The sequence below is a fragment of the Caballeronia fortuita genome, from assembly GCF_001544835.2.
In the GTDB taxonomy this organism is placed as follows: domain Bacteria; phylum Pseudomonadota; class Gammaproteobacteria; order Burkholderiales; family Burkholderiaceae; genus Caballeronia; species Caballeronia fortuita.
Window position 1 is genome coordinate 1 of the sequence record NZ_FCNX02000013.1, and the last position, 22,909, is coordinate 22,909.

Genomic DNA, 22,909 nt, shown 5'->3' on the forward strand with positions numbered 1-22,909 from the left:
GCGTGGCTCGTTGGTTCAGCACCAAATAGCTCCAGCCCGCTTCGCGGCCGATGGGTTAATCGGAACGCGAGCGCGCTCGCGTCCCATCGGTTTCCCTCGCATACTCGCCGGCAGCGCGCAGCGCTGTGCCGAAACTGTTTGGTGCTGAACCAGCGCGCTCAAAGTAATGGCAAGTCAGACCGTGCGCGATCCAAGCCCGGTTGGGCCTATGAGGGCACTCTTTAGGCGAGTGCCGCCTTGGACGAGAGAACTACCCAAACTGCGTGTGACCGCGGGCTTGAAAAGCTGCTTTCTTTGGTTACTTTCTTTGCAGCAGCAAAGAAAGTGACTGCCGCCCCGCACAGGGGCAACGCTAATAGACCACAAAGAAAACGGGATCCGGCGAAAATAAATCTAACTCTCACCCCCCCAAAAATTCCGGCAACCCCAAACCAGAATCCTTAACGACCTTAGTCACGATATAAGTGAAATACCGCTCGATCCCCAACTCCTCAACGAGCAAAGAATCGATGAACCGCTGATAGTGATCGATATCCCTCGCCACGACATGCAGCACATAATCCACGCCACCGCCGGTGGCATAACACTGCACGATCTCCGAAGCCCCACCAACACGTTCTTCAAAGCGCCGCATATCCTGCGCCGTATGACGCGAGAGCGTCACCTCGACCACGATGCGGCTACCTTTGAACGCCGCCGTCCAGTCGATATCCGCGCGATATCCCTTGATAAGCCCGCTCGCTTCGAGCTTCTTCACACGCTCCCAAGCAGGCGAGATCGACAGACTCACCTCTTCCGCGAGCCGCGATTTCGTGATGCGGCCATCCCGCGCAAGGATGCGCAAAATGGCCAAGTCATAGCGGTCGAGCTTGATCAACTTATACGCTCACAGCAATGTTTCGTTCGACGATGTCCGCGACCACCGCCACCGTATCGCCCGTTTGCACGAGGCCCGGAAAATGCCGCGCCGCAAGCAGTCCATCACGCTTCGCACGATACTCCACAGGCGCCGCGCCCGTGCGCGTCATGTCGTACACGCGCGCGAGCACATCGCCCGCCTTCACCCTGTCGCCGAGATCGCGGCACATTTCGAGCAAGCCCGAATGCTCGCTCGTCGTGTAGCAGGATGCATCCGGCATATCGAGCAGCGTCGTCGTGCGCGCATCAACGCTCACAACTTCTTTATCGATGATGCCCGCGCTCACGAGAAAGCCATACACGCCACGCTCCGCGATCGCCACGCTCTTCGACGTCGACGTTCCGCCGCCGCCCAGTTCGGTCGATACGAATACCTTGCCCGCATCCTCGGCCGCGCTATCATAAAGACCGACGCTGTCGAGTTCCAGCATGCGCATCGAATACGGCGCGCCGAATGCGCGCATCGCGGCTTCGCAACGTGATTGCTGTGTCGCGTCGTTCAGCACGTGTATCGCCGCGAACGGCAAGAAGTCGAGCGTGCGTCCGCCCGCGTGTATATCGAGCACGTAATCGGCGAGCGGCAGCAGATGACGCTGAAAGTAATCCGCGATCTTCTCCGTCACCGTGCCGTCGGGCTTGCCGGGAAAGCTGCGGTTCAGATTGCCCGCATCGATCGGGGATGTGCGCGAACCCGCTTGAAACGCGGGATAGTTCATGAACGGCACGATGATTACGCGGCCGTTCACGTCGCTTGCCTTTAGCGTCGATGCGAGCTTGGCCAGCGCGATCGGCCCTTCGTACTCGTCGCCATGATTGCCGCCCGTGAGCAGCGCGGTCGGCCCGTCGCCGTGTTTCACCACGGTGACCGGAATCATCACGGCGCCCCACGCGGAATCGTTGCGCGAGTACGGCAGCTTGAGGAAACCGTGCTGCACGCCCTGCGCATCGAAATCGACGGTCGGGCTGATCGGTGACGCGCGCATCGTGCTACTCCTTCACGAACAATTTGCGAGGCGTGTTGCAGAAGGTCTCGACGCCGGAATCAGTAATGAGGATGCTCTCGGTGATTTCGAGGCCCCAGTCGTCGAGCCATAGCCCCGGCATGAAGTGGAACGTCATGCCGGGTTCGAGGACGGTCTGGTCCCCGGGACGCAGGCTCATCGTGCGCTCGCCCCAATCGGGCGGATAACTCGCGCCGATCGGATAACCGCATCGGCTATCTTTCTCGATGCCGAACTTGCGCAGCACCCCGAAGAACGCGTTGGCGATGTCCTCGGTCTTGTTGCCTGGCTTCGCCATCGCGAGACCCGCCTCGATACCTTCGACGACCGCCTTCTCGCCTTCGATGAAATGTTGTGGAGGCTTGCCCAGATACACCGTGCGCGACAGCGGACAGTGATAACGCCTGAAGCATCCCGCGATCTCGAAGAACGTGCCCGCATTGGCCGTGAACGTCGAGTCGTCCCACGTGAGATGCGGCGCGGCCGCGTCCGATCCCGTCGGCAACAGCGGCACGATCGCGGGATAGTCGCCGCCATGACCTTCGACGCCAGTGATGCCCGCTTCATAAATCTGCGCGACGAGATCGCTCTTCTTCATGCCCGGCTCGACCTTGTCGAGAATGCGCCCATGCATCTTCTCGACGATGCGCGCCGCGACCCGCATGTACTCGATCTCGCGCGCCGACTTCACCGCGCGTTGCCAGTTGACGAGCGCGGTGGCATCGACGAACTTCGCGTTCGGCAGATGCCACGTGAGCGACGCATAGGCCTTTGCGCTGAAGTAGTAGTTGTCCATCTCCACGCCGATGCGCTTGCTATCCCAGCCACGCGCGGCGATAACTTCCGTGGAGAGGTAGTCCATCGGATGACGCAGCGTCGACTGTACGTAGTGATCCGGATAGCCGACGATATCGCCGTGCGACATGAACACCGTGCGTTTCGCGCCGTTCGCATCCTGACCTCGGCCATACCAGACCGGATCGCCCTCCATCGCGAGCAGCACGCATTGATGCACATAGAACGACCAGCCGTCATAACCGGTGAGCCATGCCATGTTGGTCGGGTCGGTCACGATCATCAGATCGATGCCCGCCTTGTCCATCGCGCGCCGCGTCTTCGCGATGCGCGCATCGTACTCGCTGCGCTCGAACGGCAGGCGTACCACGGGCGCCTCTCGTTCATCCGGCTTCTTCTTCTGTTGCATGATTTCGGACATCGTCCCCTCTATCAGGCGCTTACGTCGTTGTGGAAAATCGTTCCCGCCCGCGCCGCGCGCGCACGCCGGATCGCGAGCGTTGCGATCGCCGTGTCCTGCGCGCCGGTGCCGGTCAGATCGCACACGGTGATGTCGTCATCGCCCGCGCGGCCTTGTGCTTTGCCCGCGATGACTTCACCAAGCTCCGCAAACGATGCGTGCGCGTGCGTCACGCCCGCAACGATTGCATGATGCAGTTCGCCCAGCACGCGCACCTGTTGCAAGCGGTCGCATACGTAGTGCGCTTTCGCGAACACATCGGGCGCGATCTCGTTCTTGTGCTCCGCATCCGATCCCATCGCGGTGATATGCAGGCCAGGATGCAGATCGCGCGCATGGATCAGAGGATCGCGGCTCGGCGTCGTCGTGATGGCGATGTCGGCGTGCTTGAGCGCATGATTCACGCTATCGGCGACATCGCATCGCAGGTCTTCGCAATCACGCGCGAACTGCTGCGCGCGCTTTGCATCTCGTGCCCACACGGTGACGTGTTCGATGTCGCGCACGAGACGCAATGCCTTCAATTGCAGACGCGCCTGTTCGCCCGCGCCGATGATCGCCACGCGCTTCGCATCCTTGCGCGCGAGCCAGCGCGATGCGACCGCGCCCGCCGCGGCAGTCCGCACGGCGGTCAGATAACCGTTGTCGAGCAACACCGCTTCAGTGAGGCCAGTACGCGCGGATAGCACGAGCATCAGGCCATTGAGACTCGGCAGGCCGAGCGATGGGTTGTCGAAGAAGCCGGGGCTCACCTTGATTGCGAAGCTCGAAAAGCCCGGCAGATAAGCGGTTTTCACGTCGACTTCGCCCGCATGCTCGGGAATGTCGAGACGAAGGATCGGCGGCATCGCGACGGCTTCGGTCGCAAGCGACTTGAACGCGGCTTCGACCTGCTCGATCGCGTCGAGGTCGAGCGGCACGAGCTTGCGCAATTGCGCCTGCCCGAGCAGCACGGTTGATGTATCGATGTTGGACATGGTTCAGGCCGCTCCGATGAGACGGCGATGCGTTTCGATATCGATGTTGCTGCCGCTCACGACGATGACGACCGGTCCGCCTTGCGCCTTCACCGAGCCGCCGAGCAATGCCGCGATGCCGACCGCCGCCGCGCCTTCGACGACGAGCCGTTCCTCGCGATACGCGTGCACGATGCCGCGCGCAATCGATACTTCGTCGAGCAGCACGACCTCGTCGATGAGATCGCGCGTCATCGCGAACGTATGACGGTTCTCCAGACCTATGCCGCCGCCGAGCGAATCGGCGAGCGTTTCGAGTTCATCGACGAACACGGGCTTGCCTGCCGCGAGACTCGCTTGCATCGCGGCACCGCGTTGCATCGACACGCCGATCATCTTCACGCCGGCGCTTATGTTCTTTGCCGCGAACGCCACGCCGCTGAAAAGCCCGCCGCCCGACAAAGGCACGACGATGCTCGCGGCATCGGGCAATGCTTCGAGAATTTCCAGGCCGATGGTGGCTTGCCCCGCGATCACGCGTTCATCGTCGAAAGGCGGCACGAACGCATAACCTTCCTCGCACACGAGACGTTGCGCTGCGACTTGCGCATCGTCCTGACTCTTGCCTGCGATGACGACGCGCGCGCCGAGCGCGGCCACCGCATCGACCTTGTTCTTCGGCACGAGCGACGACATGCATACGGCCGCTTCGATGCCGAGCGCGCGCGCCGCATGCGCAACGGCGCGGCCATGATTTCCCGTCGATGCCGTGACGACGCGCCTGCATCCTTGTTCCGCGATCTGCGCGAGCGCATTGGTCGCGCCGCGCAATTTGAAGCTGCCCGTGGGTTGCAGCGTTTCGAGCTTCAGATGTACCGGCACGCCCGCAACACGCGAGAGCGACAGCGAATGAACCAGCGGCGTGACGAGCGCGCGGCCTTCGATGCGCTGGCGGGCGCGGTAGACATCGGCGAGCGTGAGTGCGGACATGTGAGGCCGGATTGCGTTTGAGCGAACGATGCAACCCAGTCTAATGTCCTAAAAAATCGTTTTCGATTGTCCTAGTTCATTTAGTTGAAGTCATGCACATGCGGGTATTGGCCGAAGACTTCGCGCATGGTCTGCACCGCGCCGCGAAACGTGCTCTCGCCGACTTCAGCGCCTACGCATAGCCGCACCGCATTGGGCCGGTCCGCGCCGCGCACGAGAAACGGATCGGGCGACGTCACCGCGATATTGCGATTGCGCAGCTCGCGCGTGATGCGTTCCGCTTCCCATTCGTCGGGCACGCGCAGCCATACCGACAACGCGTTCGGATGGCTGCCGAGTACATATTCGCCGAGCACTTCGCGCACGACGCTCTGACGCGCCGCGAGCCGTTCGCGCTGAATCTGCACGAGACGGTGCGCCGTGCCATCCATGATCCAGCGCGCAGTGACTTCGGCGATCGGCGATGTCGCCATCCAGCAACTCACGCGCAAGACGCTTTCCGCGCGCAACGCGAGACGCCGCGGCACCGTCATGAAGCCCGTGCGCAACCCGCTCAGCACGGACTTCGTCATGCTCGTGCAATAGAACGCGAGCTCTGGAATCAAACTCGCGATGGGCGTCTGTGCTTTCGCGGGCAGCGCGCCATAGACATCGTCCTCGATCACATAAACGCCGTAGCGTTCCGCGATGCGCGCAATTGCGCGTCGGCGCGAATCGGGCATCATCGCAACCGTTGGATTGTTGAGCGTCGGCGTGCAGACGAGCGCGCTCACGCGTTCGCTGTCGCACACCTCCTCGAAGTGCTCGGGGCGAATGCCGTGTTCGTCGATCTCGAGACCCTTGAGCGTAAACCCCAGCACGTTCGCCGAACCGATCACGCCGTGATCCGTGAGGCTTTCGCATAGCACCGTATCGCCCGGCCCGACGATGCTCGCCAGCGCAAGAAAGATGCTATGCGCGACGCCGTTGGTGACGAGCAGCGTCTCCACCTTCGCGGGCATGTTGAGCGATGCGAGCCACTCGACGCCCGCCTGACGATGACTGTCGAAACCCGCGATCGGACGGAACGCGCGTATCCACGGCTGATCCTCGATGGTCGATAACGTCGCGCAGACCTTGCGCCACATCGCATCATGTTCGGGCGTATGCACGATGCGCGCGATCGAAAAGTCGACGACCGAGCGCTCGGCGGTATCGAGCATGTAGTTGGACATCGTCTCGGTCACGCGCGCGGTGACGAAGCTGCCGCGCCCGACTTCGCAGCGAATCAGCCCTTGTCTTTCGAGTTCCTTGTACGCGTTGGTCACGGTCTGCACGCTGATCGCGAGATCGGCGGCCACTTCGCGCTGCGGCGGCAGACGTTCGCCCGACGCGAGCGCGCCGCTTTCTATATCGGCGGCCATCGCCTTGACGAGCCGCTTGTACTTCGACTGCACGCCCTGCACGGTACGCACGGCGTCGCGCCATCTCTCGTTCACTTCCCGTTCCTCGCATGCCTGGTTCCATGCGCAATAGTGGCGCAAAAGCGCGCGCGAAAATAATTGTCCTAGAGCAATCGGAACAAATATATGGCTTTGTATTCTGCATCGGTGGCTATGCGGCGAACACGTCGGAGCCCTCTGAAGTAAGGGTTTTCCTCGGCCCCACACATGCAGCGCCGCCCCACTCGACCACGCTTGAAGAACCATCACCACGGGAACGATATGAACACGAAGCGACTGTCTGGAATGCTGGCGGCGGCGTGCGTCGCGGCAGCGAGTCTCGCCGCCTATGCCACGAGCGCAAGCGCGGAAACCACGTTGCAGCGCATCCAGCGCACCGGCGAGGTGCGCATCGGCTATGCGAACGAAACGCCCTTCGCCTATACGACGCCCGATGGCACCGTGACCGGCGAATCGCCCGAGATCGCAAAGAAGGTGTTCGCGAAGCTCGGCGTGAAGAAAGTCGATGCCGTGCTGACCGAATGGGGCGCATTGATTCCGGGCCTGAAAGCAGGCCGCTTCGATGTAATCGCGGCGGGCATGTACATCACGCCCGAGCGCTGCAAGCAAGTCGCTTTCGCCGATCCGCAATACCAGATCCCCGACACGCTGCTGACCATGAAGGGCAATCCGAAGAACCTGCATAGCTATGCCGATGTCGCGAAGCAACCGGACACGAAACTTGCGGTGATGGCAGGTACGGCGGAACTCGGTTACGCGCGCGCGGCGGGTATCAAGGATGACCAGATTCTTCAGGTTCCGGACACGACCGCGCAATTGCAGGCGGTGCGCGCGAAACGTGCCGATGCAGCCGTGGGCACTGCACTGACGATGAAGGGTCTCGCCGAGAAGGGCGGCTCGTCGGTCGAAGCGCTCAAGCAGTTCAACGACGATCCGAAGCACACCGGTTACGGCGCGCTCGCGTTCCGTCCGGAAGATACCGATCTGCGCGACGCCGTCAGCAAGGAACTGCACCAATGGCTCGGCACCGACGATCATCTGAAGACAGTCGCGCCCTTCGGCTTCGACAAATCCAACGTGACGACGAAGAAAGCGCCGGAACTGTGCGCCGGTTGAACATCGATGCATCGCGACGCGCAACGTTCACCTACTAGCGAGGAACCGTCATGAGTGACCTCAATGAGCTTTTGCCCTTGATGATGAAGGGCACGCTCGTCACGATCCAGATCGCGGTCCTGAGCATCCTGCTCGCGATCGCGATGGCGGGCATCGCGACGGCGTTGCGCGCCGCACCCTATCGCGTCGTGCGCTGGGCCGGCAACGTGTACGTCGAGGTATTTCGCGGCACATCGCTGCTCGTGCAGTTGTTCTGGCTGTTCTTCGTATTGCCGCTGCCGCCGTTCAACGTGCAGCTCACGCCGTTCACTGTAGCGATCGTCGGCCTCGGGCTTCATTACGGCGCGTATGGATCGGAGATTCTGCGCGGCGCGCTGCGCTCCGTGCCAGGCGGTCAATACGAAGCGGCGCTCGCGCTGAACATGCCGGCCGCCGCGCGACTGCGGCGCATCGTACTGCCGCAGGCGATGATCAACGCACTGCCGCCCGCGACGAATCTCATGATCGAACTGTTGAAAGGCACATCGCTCGTCTCGCTCATCACGCTCTCGGACCTCACCTTCCGCGCGCGTCAGCTCGACGAAGCGACCTTCAAGACCGCGGAGATCTTCGGGCTCACGTTGCTGATTTACTTCGTGCTCGCGCAGGTGATCGTCGCCGTGATGCGCGTGTTCGAGCGGCGCGTGAGCAGTCATGTGGCGATTCGCCAAACCGTACCGAGGGCCGCATCATGACGTCGCTGGGTCAGCTCTTCGATGTGAAGTACGCGCTGCATATTCTTCCCGAACTCGCGCGCGCGGCGATCTATACCATCGGCATCACGCTCGTCGGCTTTGCGATCGCGCTCGTGCTCGGCCTCGTCCTTGCCATCATGCGGCGCAGCGATTTCACGCCGCTCGCGAAGACGACCGCGTTCTTCATCGAGTTCATACGCAGCACGCCGCTGCTGATTCAGGTGTACGTGCTCTTCTATGTCGCGCCGCTCTACGGCTTCACGATGTCCGCGTTGACGGCGGGCACGCTCGGCATCGCGGTCCATTACGCGTGCTATGTGTCCGAGGTGTATCGCGCGGGTCTCAACGGCATCGCGCGCGGGCAATGGGAAGCATCGTGCGCGCTGTCGTTGAATCCGTGGCGCACTTATACGGGCGTGATCTTGCCTCAAGCGATTCGCCCGGTGATTCCCGCGCTCGGCAACTATCTCGTCGCGATGTTCAAGGACACGCCGGTACTCTCCGCGATCACCGTCGTCGAATTGATGCAGCAGGCGAAGAACATCGGCTCCGAGACCTTCCGCTATCTCGAACCGATCACGATGACCGGGATCTTCTTTCTCATCATCAGCGTGACGTTCGCCTCGGGCGTGCGTCATCTCGAACGGCGCGTGAGGCTGCCATGACCGCGACTCACTATCAGGAGCAGCAGATGAAACGAGACCTCGACCCCGCGCTCGGCGCAGCAGCCAATGCCAGCGCGAACACGCCGATCGTGCGCTTTCGCAACGTCACCAAACGCTATGGCGCGCTCACCGTGCTCGATGGCCTCGATCTCGATGTCGCGCCGAACGAGAAAGTGGCGATCATCGGGCCGAGCGGCTCGGGCAAGTCCACCTTGCTGCGCGTCTTGATGACACTCGATCCGCTGACCGATGGCGTCATCGAAGTGGATGGCGAGCCGCTCACGCACGAGATGCGCGGCGGCAAGCTCGTCCCCGCATCGCCGCGTCATGTTCGCCAGGTCCGCAGCAAGATCGGCATGGTGTTTCAGAGCTTCAATCTCTTCCCGCACATGACCGCGCTCGCGAATACGATCGAAGCGCCGATGAGCGTGCTCGGTCTGTCGAAGAAGGAAGCGACCGAACGCGCGCGCGAACTACTGTCGATGGTCGGCCTCTCCGAGAAGTGCGAGCACTATCCGTCGCAGTTGTCAGGTGGACAGCAGCAACGCGTCGCAATTGCACGCGCGCTCGCCATGCGCCCGAAGATCATGCTGTTCGATGAAGTCACTTCCGCGCTCGATCCCGAACTCTGCGGCGAAGTGCTCAACGTGATCCGACGTCTCGGCGAGGAACACAACCTGACGATGCTGATGGTCACGCATCAGATGGGCTTTGCAAAAGAGTTCGCCGATCGCGTGTGCTTCTTCTCGCAAGGCAAGATCATCGAACAGGCGCCGCCACAGCAGTTTTTCTCTGCGCCGCAGCATGACCGCACGCGGCAGTTCCTGCGCGCCGTGACCGAAGCGCTCTGATCGAAGCGTTACACGCCTTACACGCGGTCCGATAATTGCTGCGCGCTCTTCGTATGGACTGATACTTCAGCCACCGGAGAGTGCGATGTCCCCCACCTTGCATAAAGTCGCGCGCTTCGCGGATCTGTCCGCCGAGCGCGGGACGCGCGTGAGCGTCAGAAGCGACGACAAAGACGCGAAGGAAATTCCCATCCTGCTCGTGCGCGATCGGCACACCGTGCGCGCCTACACCGCCGAATGTCCGCATGCGGGCGGCCCGCTCGATGAAGGCGCCATTTGCAACGGGCGCATCGTATGTCCGTGGCACAAGGGCACGTTCGATGTCAGCGACGGCAGTCTCGTCGAGCCGCCGCCGTTGAAGGCGCTAACGCGTTACGAAGCAACGATTCGCGATGGCGACGTGTACGTGTCCGCACATCCCATCGACAGCGGCGCAACATCGCAAGCCAAGACGAACGATAGCCGCACCATGCTCATCGTCGGCGCGGGCGCGGCGGGCGCGGCAGCATGTTCGGCGTTGCGCGAAGCGGGCTTCGACGGGCGCATCGTGCTCGCGGGCGACGATGCGCGCGAGCCGTACGATCGCACGTCGCTCAGCAAGTTCACGCTCGCCGGCGACATGCCGCCCGACGAAGTGCCGCCGCTTCTCGACGGTGACTTTTTCAGGAAGCACGACATCGAACGCATCGAATCGCCCGCTGTTCGTCTCGATGCGAGAGAGAAGCACGCCGAACTCGCGAACGGACACCAGATCGATTACGACGCGGCTCTCATCTGCACCGGCGGCAAGCCGAAACCGCTCACGATGCCCGGCGCGAATCTCGATCACGTGCATCTGCTGCGCACGCGCGACGATGCGCGCGCGATTCTCGCATCGCTCGAAGGACACAGGCGCGCGGTGATCGTCGGGGCGAGTTTCATCGGGCTGGAAGTGGCTTCGTCCTTGAGAAAGCAGAAGATCGACGTGACCGTCGTCGCGCCGGGCAAGGTGCCGTTCGCAAAGCAGTTTGGCGCGCGCATCGGCGATATGTTCAGGAGGCTGCATGAAAAGAACGGCGTGGCGTTTCATATGAATGCGCACGTCAGCGCATTCAGGGGCGGCAATGCGGTCAGCGAGGTGATCCTCAATTCGGGCGAGAAGATCGCGGCCGATATCGTGATCGCGGGCACGGGCGTCGCGCCGGCGACGTCGTTTCTTTCAGGCCTCACGCTCGCGGACGATGGCGGCATCGACGTCGATACGTCCATGCTCGGCGCGCCCGCGCTCTATGCCGCCGGCGACGTGGCGCGCTTCGTGTTGCCGCGTTCGAATCAGCGCGTGCGTATCGAGCACTGGCGCGTCGCGCAGCAACATGCGCGCGTGGCCGCTTACAACATGGCGGGCAGCGCGCGTCAGTTTGCGGGCGTGCCTTACTTCTGGACGTTTCACTACGACAAGACCTTCGACTATCTCGGGCATGTCAGCGAGCCCGAGAGCATCGAAATAGACGGCGATCTCGACGCGCAGCACTTCATCGCATATCTGATGAAGAATGGACACGTGGGCGCTGTAGTCGCATGCGAGTACGACACCGCCGTGTGCCGTCTGGCCGAAGCGATGCGCGAGCCGCTCACGCTCGACGCCGCGCGCAGCATCGCGAACGCCTGAGCGGACATGGCGACGAAACAGCCGGGCGTCGAACCGGAGCAAACCCCCGCATCGCTCGACGAATGCAGGCGCTGCGCGCTCTGGGAACACGCGACGCAAGCGGTGCCCGGCCAAGGTCCGCGTCATGCGACGATCATGATCGTCGGTGAACAGCCCGGCGATCAGGAGGATGTGCAGGGCAAGCCGTTCGTCGGACCGGCGGGCGCGATGCTCGACCGTGCGCTGGACGAGGCTGGCGTCGCGCGCAAGGAAGTGTATGTGACGAATGCCGTGAAGCACTTCAAGTGGGAGCCGCGCGGCAAGCGGCGCCTGCACAAGACGCCCGCGCAACGTGAGATCGACGCATGCCACTACTGGCTCGATCGCGAAACGGGCGATGTCGCGCCGAAGGTGATCGTCGCGCTCGGCTCGACTGCGCTCAAGTCCGTTCTGCGCGATTCGAAGGCGACCTTGCAAGCGTCGATGGGTCGAGACATCGAACATGAAGGCCGTGCCATCGTCGCGACGTATCATCCTTCGTATGCGTTGCGCGCGCCCGATCCCGAGACGCGCGAACGTGCGTACAAAGCGATAGTCGATGCATTGCGTGAAGCGCATCGGCTCATCGCGCATCGTCGGAAAGAGCGTTGAGGAAAGGCTATGGCAACGAGCACCCGAACGGCAAAGAAGAAGACCACGACCGGCAAGCGGCCGAGCACACGGCAGCGGCATTCGCTCGCGGGCGCTCGCAAGAAGCCGGCGCGCTCGACACATCGCTGGTCGCATGATGTGATGGAAACGAGCGATGCGATGGATATCCAGCGCGACATCTTCAAGACCGGCAACGCGCAAGAGATCGCTGATTCGCTCAAGCGCTCTTCGACACGCAGCACGCGCCGCAAGGGCTCGCCGTTTCAATCGGCGATGTCGATGCTCAACTTCTACATCAATCGCGCCGGTCGCAACCTGCCGAAGTCGCGCAAGAGCACATTGGAACGCGCAAAGAAACGCTTGCGTGAAGCGTTCGGGCGCAAGCCTTGAAAAAGGCGCGGCCCCGTCGGAACGAGGCCGCGGCGTGCTGCAGCACTGCGAAGACGATCAAGGCTGACGCTGGCCGCCCTGATGTTGCGGTTGCGGTTGATTCTGCTGCCGCTGGCCGCTCTGCTGATCCTGTTGCGGTTGTCCCGGCGACTTTTCTTGCTGGCCGTGTTGCCGCTGCGATTGATTCGACTGATCCGGCGTCGACGGCTGGTTGCCCATTTGCTTCTGGTTTCCGCTCATAGAGTCCTCCTGCAAGTGGTAAAAGCCGCGGCTTGCGCCGCATGATAGTGAGCGCATCGCGCGTACCAGACCGGGCGTTCTTTTCGATCGATTGGGAACATCGTTTGCTTGCGTCTGATCGAAACGATGCGACCCGTACAACAAAGGAGATAGCGATGGCGCAAGAACCTCCTCTCAATCCCGGCGATGAAGCCGAACCCGGCGCACCCGGCACCGGCGAAGATCTCTGTCCCGACTGCAACGGCACGGGCAAGCGAGAAGGCACCGAATGCAATACCTGCGGCGGCACGGGCAAGGTGACGCAAGGCATCGGCGGCGGTTGAATTTAGCTTCGGAGAGACGTTTGAACCCGCATTCGAATCGTGTGGTGCGTGCAGCCGTGTTAGCACTGTTGCTCGCGAGCGGCGTAGTCATGGCCGAAGATTACGCGCCTGGATTCGGCCCAAATCCGGTCTTGCCCGCGCCGCGTAAGTCCATGATGCCTACCGTCAACATCGCGCCGGCAAAGCCGTGGGGCGAGGGACAAAGACCCATCGCGCCCGAAGGCTTCGACGTGACTGCGTTTGGTACGGGACTCGTTCATCCGCGCTGGCTCGCGACGCTGCCCAATGGTGATGTCCTCGTCGCCGAAAGCAATGCACCCGCGCAGCACGATGAAAACGCTGGCATCAAGGGCTTCGTCATGAAGAAGGTGATGAAGCGCGCGGGCGCGGCGGTGCCGAGCCCCGATCGCATCACGCTGCTGCGCGATGCGGATGGCGACGGCGTCGCGGAAACGCGTACGGTGTTCATCGACAATCTGCATTCGCCGTTCGGCATGGCGCTCGTCGGCGACGATCTCTACGTCGCGGATACCGATGCAATCCTGCGTTTCAAGTACGAAAGCGGCGCGACGCAAATCACGACGCCCGGCGAGCAGTTCATCGACTTGCCAGCTGGCGATATCAATCATCACTGGACCAAGAACATCATAGCGAGCCGCGACGGCAAGAAGCTCTACGTGACGGTCGGCTCGAACAGCAACGCGGCGGAAAACGGCATCGATGCCGAGCGCGGCCGCGCGGCGATCATGGAAGTGGACATCGAAACGAGGCAAACGCGCCTCTTCGCAACGGGTCTGCGCAATCCGAACGGCATGGCGTGGCAACCGCAAAGCGGCGCGCTGTGGACCGTGGTCAACGAGCGCGACGAACTCGGCAACGAACTCGTGCCGGACTATCTGACGTCGGTAAGAGACGGCGCGTTCTACGGCTGGCCTTACAGCTATTACGGCGCGCATGTCGATGAACGCGTGAAGCCGCAGCGCCCCGATCTCGTGCAGGCGGCGATCGCGCCGGACTATGCGGTCGGCGCGCACACCGCTTCGCTCGGACTCGCGTTCTACGATGGCAACGCGTTTCCCGAACGTTATCGCAATGGCGCGTTCATCGGTCAGCATGGCTCGTGGAATCGCAAGCCGAGGAGCGGCTACGAGGTCATCTTCGTGCCCTTCGATAACGGCAAGCCATCGGGTCCGCCGCAAGATTTCCTGACGGGATTCCTGTCGTCGGATGGTCATGCGCTCGGGCGGCCAGTCGGCGTGGTGGTCGATGCCAAGGGCGCCTTGCTCGTCGCCGACGATGTCGGCAACACGGTGTGGCGTGTCGCGCCCGCCGCGAAGTGAATGGCCGCGAAGAGACCGGCGCGAAGCGCGCAAAGCCTCTTCACGTTCGCGGAAAAGCAGCTCGTCGCGCTCTACGATGCAGGCGTGATGTCGCCCGCCGTGCTGCATCACGTCGTCGCGGCGTATGCGGATAGCGGCATCGACTGGAATGAGAACGGCACGCTGAAGACCGTCGACGGACATAGCGTGCATGAAGCCGTCGTGCTCGTCATGATGCCCGGACGCGCATTGAAGAACGCGCGCAAGGACTTCATCTCCGTGGTCGAGCATCTTACCGGTGGCGAAACTTCATCCGGCGAAGAAGCCGCGGAGACGCAAGACGATGAAGACCTGCTCAGCCAGTTGAGCGGCGATGCATCGCCGTCGCGTTCGAAGACTCGCACCGCGAAGAGAAGCTCGCAAGCGGAGGAGCCGAAGCGCGCGGCGTTCAATCCACTCGTCGGCGCGCGTGCCGTGCGCAAATGAAAGATGCAGTCAGAGCAGCACGCGCGGCGCGATCAATGCGAGCAGCGCGTCCATATCGAAAGGCTTCGCGAGTATCGGCACGCCGAGATGTTTCGCGCGTTCGAGTTCATCGGCGTAACCCGTCATCAACACGAGCTTTTGCGCGGGCAGACGCTTGATGATCTGCTCGGCCAGATCGATGCCGTTCATGCGCCCCGGCATCTGCACGTCCGACAGCACGAGATCGAAGCCATAGCCTTCGCCCAGGAGCGAGAACGCGGCGTCCGCGCTTTCTTCGTGATGCACGGTGCAGCCGAGCACTTCGAGCACCGCAGTGACGCCGGCCGCAACTTCCACGTTGTCCTCGACCAGCAGCACCGACATGCCGCGCAACGGCTGTTCATCGTCATTCGATGACAGCACGATCGGCGCTGCGGCGCTTGCGGGCGCGACGAACGATGTCGAACGCGCTCGCGCCGGTCCATGATGACGCGGCAGATACAGCCGCACCGTCGTGCCCGAACCGACGACGCTCGTTATGCGCGCCGTGCCGCCCGCCTGCTCGCACGCGGCAAGCACTTGCGTGAGACCGAGTCCCGTTCGCGCAATGCGCTGCCTGGTTGTAAAGAGCGGCTCGAACGCGCGCCTTCTCACCTGCTCGGTCATGCCTTCGCCGTTATCGGTGATCGAGACGAGCACGTATTCGCCATCGGCGATATCCGTTTCCGCGCCGCGCACGCGCGCGTTCTGACAACGGACGAGAACACGCCCGCCGTGCGGCATCGCATCGCTCGCGTTCACCGCGACATTCACGAGCGCGAGTTCCAGTTCGACAGGATCGGCCAGCACGTGCCACAAATCAGGCGATAGTTCCAGCGTCACCATGATCGACGGATGCACCGATTTCTTCACGAGATCGAGCACGCTTCGCAGCCAGTCGGCGGGATCCACGAGTTCCTGTTTCAGCGGCTGCTTGCGCGCGACGCTCATCAACCGGCGCGCAAGCGATTCGGCGCCCGCGGTTGCGCGCTCGACCGCAAGCACTTCGCTTTCGACGTCGTTGAAGCGCTTGCGCCGCGCCAGTTCCATGTTCGAGCCGACCACCATCAGCAGATTGTTGAAGTCGTGCGCAACGTTCGCGACGAGATTGCCGAGCGCGCCCATGCGAAGCATTTGCCGGCTCGATGCTTCGATGGAAAGGCGCGTCGCGACTTCCGCCTGCCATCGTTCCCACGCGGCCTGCTCCGCGTCGAGACGCCTGATCGAAAACGCGATCAGCAGCCATACCGCGATGCAAGGCACAAGCGCGATCGCGACGACGAGCGCGAGGTTGTCGCGCCAGCGCGCCGCGACCGCGGACGCCGCATAACCCGTTGCGACATAGAGCGGATAATCGCCCACGCGCCTGAAAGCGATCAGGCGATCCACATGATCGACGCTCGATTGCACGCGCATGCTGCCGTATAGCTCGTTGTTGCGGAACGCGTCCGTGAAGGGCGTGTTCGTTGCGGCCTGCGTGCTGTCCGGATTCGCGGGAAAGCGCGCAAGGATGCTGCCGTCGCGTCGATAGAGACCGATGACGAGCGCGCGATCGCCGGCGGCGAGCTCTCGATAGAAGTCGGTGAAATAGGCGCGCTTGAGCGCAATCGACACGACGCCCATGAACTGCCCGTTCTGCCCGATGCGGCCCATCGTCGTCGTGAAGACATCGGAGCGCGCCACCTTGCCGCGCAAGGGCAGCGAGTAATACGTGACGGGCGCGACCGCGCGCGCGGACTGGAAGTCGTCGCGCTCCTCGATCGACACCGCGGGCGCGGGATACCAGCGGCTGTTCGCGAGCAGCGCGCCCTTCTCACCGAACACGGATATCGCCGCAACCTGCGCAAGCGGGCCGCTCATGTCGTCGAGCGTGCGATGCAGCCCTTCTTCGCCGCTCTTGATGCGCGCGTCGTTGCTGTCGCCGAGCAGATCGACGACGCGCGTTTCCAGTTGCTCATTGAGGTCGATGACCTTCAGCGCGTGTTCGTCCGCGACGCGCGTGACGCGTTCGGTGAGCTCGCGCGCTTCGGCGAGGCGGCGCTGATGATCGTAATAGCCGTAGATGCAAAGGCACGTGAGTGGCACGACGACCGACGCGCACAATACCAGCAGCAATACTCTTCGCGTCGATGCGAAATGACGCGCGGGCAGCGGCAGATCGAATGTCGCGGTCTCTGTGGAGTCCAAGCGTTGCGCCTCCGAGGAAGTCGACCGGTGTATCGTAACCGGCGCGCGCTCGGAGCGGTATGACAAATGCAAATGACGACAGCGCCGGGCCCGCCATCCCCGATCGATCGAGGCGTGCTTACGGTCCCGTCAGCGAAGCGCATGCCTGCGATACGCCTGTACTCCGCCCGTTATCCGGCCATCTCGCGATCGGGCGTCGCCGAGATGCGATGAATCGCGAGGTCGGCGCCATTGAATTCTTCCTCGCGGTCGAGCCGTAACCCGACCGTCATCTTGATCGCGCCATAGACGAGCGCGCCGCCCGCGAGCGCGAGCGCCACCGCCCCCGTCGTGCCGATGAGCTGCGACCCGATCGACACACCGCCGATGCCGCCGAACGCCTTCTGACCGAAGACGCCCGCCGCGATCCCACCCCACGCGCCGCACATGCCGTGCAGCGGCCACACGCCGAGCACGTCGTCGATGCGCCAGCGGTTCTGCACGCACGTGAACATCTGTACGAAAAGCACGCCCGCGACCGCGCCGACGATCAGCGCGCCGAGCGGATGCATCAGATCCGAGCCCGCGCATACCGCGACGAGCCCCGCGAGCGGCCCGTTATACGTGAAGCCCGGATCGTTGCGGCCCGCGAACCACGCGGCGAGTGTGCCGCCGACCATCGCCATCAGCGAGTTCACTGCGACGAGCCCACTGATCTTGTCGACGGTCTGCGCGCTCATCACGTTGAAACCGAACCAGCCGACCGCGAGCACCCACGCGCCCAGCGCGAGAAACGGAATGCTCGACGGCGGATGCGCGGCGATGCGTCCGTCCTTGTGATAACGCCCGTGACGCGGCCCGAGCAGCAACACGGCCGGCAACGCGACCCAGCCGCCGAACGCATGCACGACGACCGAGCCCGCGAAGTCGTGAAACGGCGCGCCAAAGACGTGCGCGAGCCAGCCCTGGATGCCGAAGCGCTGGTTCCACGCGATACCTTCCAGCAAGGGATACACGAAACCGACGATCACGCACGTCGCGAACAATTGCGGATTGAACTTCGAGCGTTCGGCGATGCCGCCCGACACGATCGCCGGAATCGCGGCGGCGAAGGTCAGAAGGAAGAAGAAGCGCACGAGTGCGTAGCCGTTGTGCGCCGCGAGGATATCGGCGCTGTGCATGAACTGCACGCCATACGCGATGTTGTAGCCGATGAAGAAGTACGCGAGCGTCGATACCGCAAAGTCCACGAGGATCTTGACGAGTGCGTTCACCTGATTCTCACGGCGCACAGTGCCGAGCTCGAGGAACGCGAAACCGGCGTGCATCGCGAGCACCATCGCAGCGCCTAGCAGCAAAAAAAGAGTATCGGTTCCAGATTGAAGTGCCTGCATGATCGAGCGGTCGGTCGAGAAGGAGCGCTGGTTTTGCAAGTTCCGGGCCAAGTTGATGCACGCAGCATCGAAACGGTGCGGACACTTGGTGCGCATTGGTGGCGTATGGTGCATTGAAGATAAGCGATGTTTTCTCGACACGCGCGATGTTGGTGCAACGCCCTGTCATGCAGCATCAATGCACCGTCAAAGCGCAAACACGCATTCGCATCGCGCAGCGAGTATTCTGATGATGCGCGCGGCTTTTCAAGCGCACACGTCGAAGGGACGTGACATGGACTCAATCTTCGAGAACCGAAGAGCGGCGGGCCGCGAACTCGCGCAGCATCTTCATGCTTACGCGGGCCGCGACGATATCGCCGTGCTCGCGCTGCCGCGCGGCGGCGTGCCGGTCGCGTATGAAGTGGCGCGCGCGATCGGTGCGCGGCTCGATGTGCTCGTCGTGCGCAAACTCGGCGTGCCGGTGCAGCCGGAACTCGCGATGGGCGCGATCGCGTCGGGCGATACGTTCTTTCTCGACGAGCGCATGGTGCAATGTGCGGGCGTCGGAAAGGACGATCTCGATCGCGTCATCGCAAGGGAACGTGTGGAACTCGCGCGGCGCGAGCAACTTTATCGCGGTAACCTGCCGCCGCTCGATGTAAGCGGACGCGTTGCGATCGTCGTCGATGACGGCATGGCGACCGGCGCGACGATGAAAGCAGCGGCGATGTCCTTGCGTCATGCGCGTCCATCGAAGATCGTGGCGGCACTGCCCGTTGCGCCGCTCGATTCGGAAGCGCGCGTCGAAGAAGTCGTCGACGAATTCGTGTGCGTGCTGCGGCCGCATCGATACTTCGGCGTCGGGCAGTTCTATGTCGACTTCGATCAGACGAGCGACGACGAAGTGCGCGAACTGCTCGACGCTGCGCGCAAGAACGCTTAACGCAGCCAGGGCGCGTCTTGCGCTTCCTGCGTCTTGCCGTAACGTTCACGCGCGGCCTTGAGTGTCTGCTTCTCAATGACGCCTTCGTCCGCGAGCGATTTCAACGCAGCAATGACGATCGACACGCGATCCACTTCGAAGAACGCGCGCAACGACTGACGCGTATCGCTGCGGCCGAAGCCATCGGTGCCGAGCGTGACGTAACGGCCCGGCACGTAGGCGCGAATCAACTCGGGCACGGCGCGCACGTAATCGGTCGCGGCGATCACGGGACCGCGCGATGCTTCGAGCGCACGCGTGACGAAGGGCACCGGCGTGTCGTCGTCGGAGAGGCGGGCCGCGCGCTCGCACGAAGCGCCATCGCGATGCAGCTCCGTGTAGCTGGTCACGCTCCATACGGCGGCATCGATGTTCCAGTCTTCCTTCAGCATCGTGCGCGCGGCGATGGCTTCGTTGAGGATCGCGCCGGAACCGAGCAATTGCACCTGCGCTTCTTTCGCGTCGCCGCCGATGCGATAGATGCCGCGCAGAATGCCTTCGCGTGTGGGCGCATCGAGCGCACCGCCGGGCGCGGAAGGCTGCGCGTAATTCTCGTTGGTCACCGTGATGTAATAGAACACGTCGTGCTGGCGTTCCATCATCTCCTGCATGCCTTCATCGACGATAGCCGCGACTTCATACGCGAACGCGGGATCGTAAGCGCGGCAGTTCGGAATCGTCGATGCACTCAGATGACTCGTGCCGTCCTGATGCTGCAGCCCTTCGCCGCCGAGCGTCGTGCGCCCCGCCGTCGCGCCGATGAGAAAGCCGCGCGAACGCTGATCCGCCGCCGCGAAAATCAGATCGCCGATGCGCTGGAAGCCGAACATCGAGTAGTAGATATAGAACGGCAGCATCGGCAGATCGTGCACGCTATATGACGTTGCCGCCGCGATCCACGACGACACCGCGCCCGCCTCCGAGATGCCTTCCTCCAGTATCTGCCCGCGCGTGTCCTCGCGGTAATAAAGCATCGAGCCCATGTCTTCCGGCTCGTACAACTGGCCGAGCGGCGAATAGATGCCCACTTGCCTGAAGAGATTGGCCATGCCGAAGGTGCGCGCTTCGTCGGCGACCACGGGCACGACGCGCGGACCAAGCGTCTTGTCCTTCAGCAGGCTGCCGAGCATACGCACGAAGGCCATCGTCGTCGACATTTCCTTGCCCGATGCGTCGAGTGCAAACTGGCCCCATGTATCGAGCGCGGGCGGCGTGATGCCATGCGATGCCTTCGCGCGACGACGCGGCAAGTAACCGCCCAATGCCGCGCGGCGTTCATGCAGATAGCGCATTTCCGGAGCATCGTCGCCGGGCTTGTAGAACTTGAGTTGCTCGACGTCATCGTCGGAAAGCGGCAGGCGGAAGCGATCGCGGAATTGCTTGAGGTCGTCGAGATCGAGCTTCTTCTGCTGATGCGTCGTCATGCGGCCCTGTCCCACTGTGCCCATGCCAAAGCCTTTCATCGTCTTCGCGAGAATCACGGTCGGCTGGCCCTTGTGCGAAAGCGCCTTCGCGTAAGCGGCGTGCAGCTTGCGTACATCGTGGCCGCCGCGTCGCAGCCGATCGATATCTTCGTCCGACATATGCGCGACGAGCGCCGCAAGCTCCGGATTCTGTCCGAAGAAACGCTCGCGATTGTAACGGCCATCGTTCGCGGAGAAGGTCTGGAATTGACCGTCGACGGTATGCGCGAATGCACGCAGCAAGGCGTTGTTGCGATCACGCGCGAACAGCGCGTCCCAGTCCGATCCCCACAAGACCTTGATGACGTCCCAGCCCGCGCCGGTGAATTGCGCTTCGAGTTCATCGACGATGCGCCCGTTGCTGCGCACAGGACCATCGAGCCGCTGCAGATTGCAGTTGATGACGAACACGAGGTTATCGAGCTGCTCGCGCGCCGCGAGCGACAGCGCGCCGATCGCTTCGGGTTCGTCCATTTCGCCGTCGCCAAAGAAGCCCCACACCTTGCGGCCTTCGGTGCGCAGCAGATCGCGATTCTGCACATAGCGCATGAAGCGCGCTTGGTAGATCGAGTTGATCGGGCCGATGCCCATCGAGCCGGTCGGGAACTGCCAGAAGTCGGGCATGAGCCACGGATGCGGATACGAGCACAAGCCGGGCCCCGCGATCTCGCGCCGATAGTGCTTCAGATGTTCTTCGTCGAGAAACCCTTCGAGGAATGCGCGTGCATACACGCCTGGCGACGAATGCGGCTGAAAGTAGACAATATCGCCCCCGTTGTTGTCATCGGCCGCTTTGAAAAAATGATTGAAGCCGACTTCGAACAGATCAGACGCCGACGCATAACTCGCGATATGTCCGCCGAGTTCGCCATACGCGCGATTCGCGCGCACGACCATCGCGAGCGCGTTCCAGCGCAGCACGGCGGCGAGCTTCTCCTCGATGTCGAGATTGCCGGGATAACGCGGCTGCTGCGCGACGGGAATCGTGTTCGCATAGGGTGTCGCGCGCGCGCGCGCCGATTCGACGCCGACCGACAGCGCGTGCTCCGCGAGCCTGTCGAAAAGATATTGCGCGCGTTCGCGGCCGACATGCGCGACGACTGCATCGAGCGCCTCCAGCCATTCGGCCGTTTCGCCGGGATCAGTATCCTCGCGGCCTTTTGCGATGGAAAGAAGCTGGGTGGTACCGCTCGACAAGTCGGTCATGGCGCGACTCCGCTGTAGCTTGAGAATGCTTCAAGCATATCCATTGAAGTGCAGAATGTGCGTCTCATTTGGTTTGATTCTCGCTTTGCGGTAGTGTATTTATTCTTCGAAAAGGCCTGGAACCGGAATCTTTCGACTATGACCGCCAACGCAAAGCAGCGCCTGGACCGTATCGATATCGGCATATTGAATCAGCTTCAGCAGAACGCGCGCATCACGAATTCCGAGCTGGCGCGCGCGGTGAATCTGTCGCCGACGCCGTGCTTCAATCGCGTGCGCGCACTGGAAAAAGCGGGGCTTTTCAAGCAGCACGTGACCTTGCTGAATCCGGAAGCCCTCGGGCTATCGATCAATGTCTTCATACAGGTCAGTCTGGAGAAGCAGATAAAGGACGCGCTCGCGCGCTTCGAGCAGGCGATCAGCGAGCGCCCCGAGGTGATGGAGTGTTATCTGATGACGGGCGACGCCGATTATCTCTTGCGCGTCGTTCTGCCCGATGTGGCCGCGCTCGAACGCTTTATCCTCGAACGTCTTACGAAGATGCCTGGCGTTTCCAATATCCGTTCGAGCTTCGCGCTCAAGCAGGTGCGTTACAAGACCGCGCTGCCCTTGCCTGCATCCGGGATGACCCTGCCCGATCCGAACACCGACGAAGCGGAATGGACGTGACTGTGTTTCCGAAGCGGTCGATCCTTCCGATCAAATTCATGTGTTCCCGTAATTCTTGCGATGTC

The 22,909-nt window shown here is 62.5% G+C and carries 22 protein-coding genes; 12 read left to right on the top strand and 10 right to left on the bottom strand.

All coding sequences use genetic code 11. The features are described from left to right. Window positions 1-400: 400 nt before the first annotated feature. The 6 genes from AWB77_RS23310 to ehuR all read right to left on the bottom strand — a co-directional run bounded on the left by AWB77_RS23310 (window position 401) and on the right by ehuR (window position 6,598). On the bottom strand, window positions 401-877 hold the full coding sequence (locus AWB77_RS23310) for an Lrp/AsnC family transcriptional regulator (protein WP_061136817.1): 477 nt from the start codon (window positions 875-877) through the stop codon (window positions 401-403). Between the two features lies 1 nt (window position 878). Beyond that, on the bottom strand, window positions 879-1,901 hold the full coding sequence (gene doeB / locus AWB77_RS23315; RefSeq protein WP_061136818.1) for a N(2)-acetyl-L-2,4-diaminobutanoate deacetylase DoeB: 1,023 nt from the start codon (window positions 1,899-1,901) through the stop codon (window positions 879-881). 4 nt (window positions 1,902-1,905) lie between these two features. Continuing rightward, window positions 1,906-3,135 (bottom strand): ectoine hydrolase DoeA, encoded by a 1,230-nt coding sequence (gene doeA, locus AWB77_RS23320; protein ID WP_061136819.1) that lies wholly within the window; start codon window positions 3,133-3,135, stop codon window positions 1,906-1,908. Window positions 3,136-3,146: 11 nt separating this feature from the next. Then, complete coding sequence (locus AWB77_RS23325) at window positions 3,147-4,151, bottom strand: cyclodeaminase (protein ID WP_061136820.1); 1,005 nt, start codon at window positions 4,149-4,151, stop codon at window positions 3,147-3,149. Between the two features lie 3 nt (window positions 4,152-4,154). Further along, on the bottom strand, window positions 4,155-5,120 hold the full coding sequence (gene eutB / locus AWB77_RS23330; protein ID WP_061136821.1) for a hydroxyectoine utilization dehydratase EutB: 966 nt from the start codon (window positions 5,118-5,120) through the stop codon (window positions 4,155-4,157). An 80-nt stretch (window positions 5,121-5,200) separates the two neighbouring features. After that, complete coding sequence (ehuR, locus tag AWB77_RS23335; RefSeq protein ID WP_061137014.1) at window positions 5,201-6,598, bottom strand: MocR-like ectoine utilization transcription factor EhuR; 1,398 nt, start codon at window positions 6,596-6,598, stop codon at window positions 5,201-5,203. 225 nt (window positions 6,599-6,823) lie between these two features. Here ehuR and ehuB point away from each other — a divergent pair, with 225 nt between their 5' ends. The 7 genes from ehuB to AWB77_RS23370 all read left to right on the top strand — a co-directional run bounded on the left by ehuB (window position 6,824) and on the right by AWB77_RS23370 (window position 12,596). Next, the gene (ehuB, locus tag AWB77_RS23340) at window positions 6,824-7,678 is read left to right on the top strand and encodes an ectoine/hydroxyectoine ABC transporter substrate-binding protein EhuB (RefSeq protein WP_061136822.1); all 855 of its coding nucleotides are present in this window, start codon (window positions 6,824-6,826) and stop codon (window positions 7,676-7,678) included. A gap of 50 nt (window positions 7,679-7,728) precedes the next feature. Then, the gene (gene ehuC, locus AWB77_RS23345; RefSeq protein ID WP_208601554.1) at window positions 7,729-8,412 is read left to right on the top strand and encodes an ectoine/hydroxyectoine ABC transporter permease subunit EhuC; all 684 of its coding nucleotides are present in this window, start codon (window positions 7,729-7,731) and stop codon (window positions 8,410-8,412) included. Next, window positions 8,409-9,077 (top strand): ectoine/hydroxyectoine ABC transporter permease subunit EhuD, encoded by a 669-nt coding sequence (gene ehuD, locus AWB77_RS23350; RefSeq protein WP_061136824.1) that lies wholly within the window; start codon window positions 8,409-8,411, stop codon window positions 9,075-9,077. Before ehuC ends, ehuD begins: the two co-directional genes overlap by 4 nt. Window positions 9,078-9,103: 26 nt before the next feature. After that, window positions 9,104-9,928 carry an ectoine/hydroxyectoine ABC transporter ATP-binding protein EhuA gene (ehuA, locus tag AWB77_RS23355; protein WP_061137015.1) on the top strand — a complete coding sequence of 275 codons (825 nt, stop codon included), beginning with the start codon at window positions 9,104-9,106 and terminating at the stop codon, window positions 9,926-9,928. A gap of 85 nt (window positions 9,929-10,013) precedes the next feature. Next, the gene (locus tag AWB77_RS23360) at window positions 10,014-11,576 is read left to right on the top strand and encodes an FAD-dependent oxidoreductase (protein ID WP_061136825.1); all 1,563 of its coding nucleotides are present in this window, start codon (window positions 10,014-10,016) and stop codon (window positions 11,574-11,576) included. A gap of 6 nt (window positions 11,577-11,582) precedes the next feature. Then, window positions 11,583-12,206, top strand: coding sequence for a UdgX family uracil-DNA binding protein (locus AWB77_RS23365; RefSeq protein ID WP_061136826.1), 624 nt, complete (start codon window positions 11,583-11,585; stop codon window positions 12,204-12,206). Between the two features lie 9 nt (window positions 12,207-12,215). Continuing rightward, window positions 12,216-12,596 carry a DUF3175 domain-containing protein gene (locus AWB77_RS23370; protein ID WP_061136827.1) on the top strand — a complete coding sequence of 127 codons (381 nt, stop codon included), beginning with the start codon at window positions 12,216-12,218 and terminating at the stop codon, window positions 12,594-12,596. A gap of 57 nt (window positions 12,597-12,653) precedes the next feature. On the opposite strand, the gene AWB77_RS23375 is transcribed toward AWB77_RS23370, so the two are convergent. Further along, window positions 12,654-12,836, bottom strand: a complete 183-nt coding sequence (locus tag AWB77_RS23375) for a hypothetical protein (RefSeq protein WP_061136828.1) — start codon at window positions 12,834-12,836, stop codon at window positions 12,654-12,656. A gap of 155 nt (window positions 12,837-12,991) precedes the next feature. Between AWB77_RS23375 and AWB77_RS36465 the strand changes: the two genes are divergently transcribed. From AWB77_RS36465 to AWB77_RS23385, 3 genes are all read left to right on the top strand, one after another. Next, on the top strand, window positions 12,992-13,159 hold the full coding sequence (locus tag AWB77_RS36465; RefSeq protein WP_167354173.1) for a hypothetical protein: 168 nt from the start codon (window positions 12,992-12,994) through the stop codon (window positions 13,157-13,159). 89 nt (window positions 13,160-13,248) lie between these two features. Further along, complete coding sequence (locus tag AWB77_RS23380; RefSeq protein WP_061137016.1) at window positions 13,249-14,499, top strand: PQQ-dependent sugar dehydrogenase; 1,251 nt, start codon at window positions 13,249-13,251, stop codon at window positions 14,497-14,499. Beyond that, window positions 14,500-14,964, top strand: a complete 465-nt coding sequence (locus AWB77_RS23385) for a hypothetical protein (RefSeq protein WP_061136829.1) — start codon at window positions 14,500-14,502, stop codon at window positions 14,962-14,964. A gap of 9 nt (window positions 14,965-14,973) precedes the next feature. Here AWB77_RS23385 and AWB77_RS23390 read toward each other — a convergent pair whose 3' ends face one another. Together AWB77_RS23390 and AWB77_RS23395 are read right to left on the bottom strand one after the other, a co-directional pair. Continuing rightward, window positions 14,974-17,169, bottom strand: a complete 2,196-nt coding sequence (locus AWB77_RS23390) for a hybrid sensor histidine kinase/response regulator family protein (RefSeq protein WP_061136830.1) — start codon at window positions 17,167-17,169, stop codon at window positions 14,974-14,976. Between the two features lie 170 nt (window positions 17,170-17,339). Further along, complete coding sequence (locus AWB77_RS23395) at window positions 17,340-18,542, bottom strand: ammonium transporter (protein ID WP_061137017.1); 1,203 nt, start codon at window positions 18,540-18,542, stop codon at window positions 17,340-17,342. Between the two features lie 274 nt (window positions 18,543-18,816). Between AWB77_RS23395 and AWB77_RS23400 the strand changes: the two genes are divergently transcribed. Next, on the top strand, window positions 18,817-19,467 hold the full coding sequence (locus AWB77_RS23400; RefSeq protein ID WP_061137018.1) for a phosphoribosyltransferase: 651 nt from the start codon (window positions 18,817-18,819) through the stop codon (window positions 19,465-19,467). On the opposite strand, the gene mdeB is transcribed toward AWB77_RS23400, so the two are convergent. Then, window positions 19,464-22,175, bottom strand: a complete 2,712-nt coding sequence (gene mdeB / locus AWB77_RS23405) for an alpha-ketoglutarate dehydrogenase (RefSeq protein WP_061136831.1) — start codon at window positions 22,173-22,175, stop codon at window positions 19,464-19,466. The genes AWB77_RS23400 and mdeB overlap by 4 nt on opposite strands. Before the next feature lie 138 nt (window positions 22,176-22,313). Here mdeB and AWB77_RS23410 point away from each other — a divergent pair, with 138 nt between their 5' ends. Further along, window positions 22,314-22,844, top strand: a complete 531-nt coding sequence (locus tag AWB77_RS23410) for an Lrp/AsnC family transcriptional regulator (RefSeq protein ID WP_061136832.1) — start codon at window positions 22,314-22,316, stop codon at window positions 22,842-22,844. Window positions 22,845-22,909: the final 65 nt, after the last annotated feature.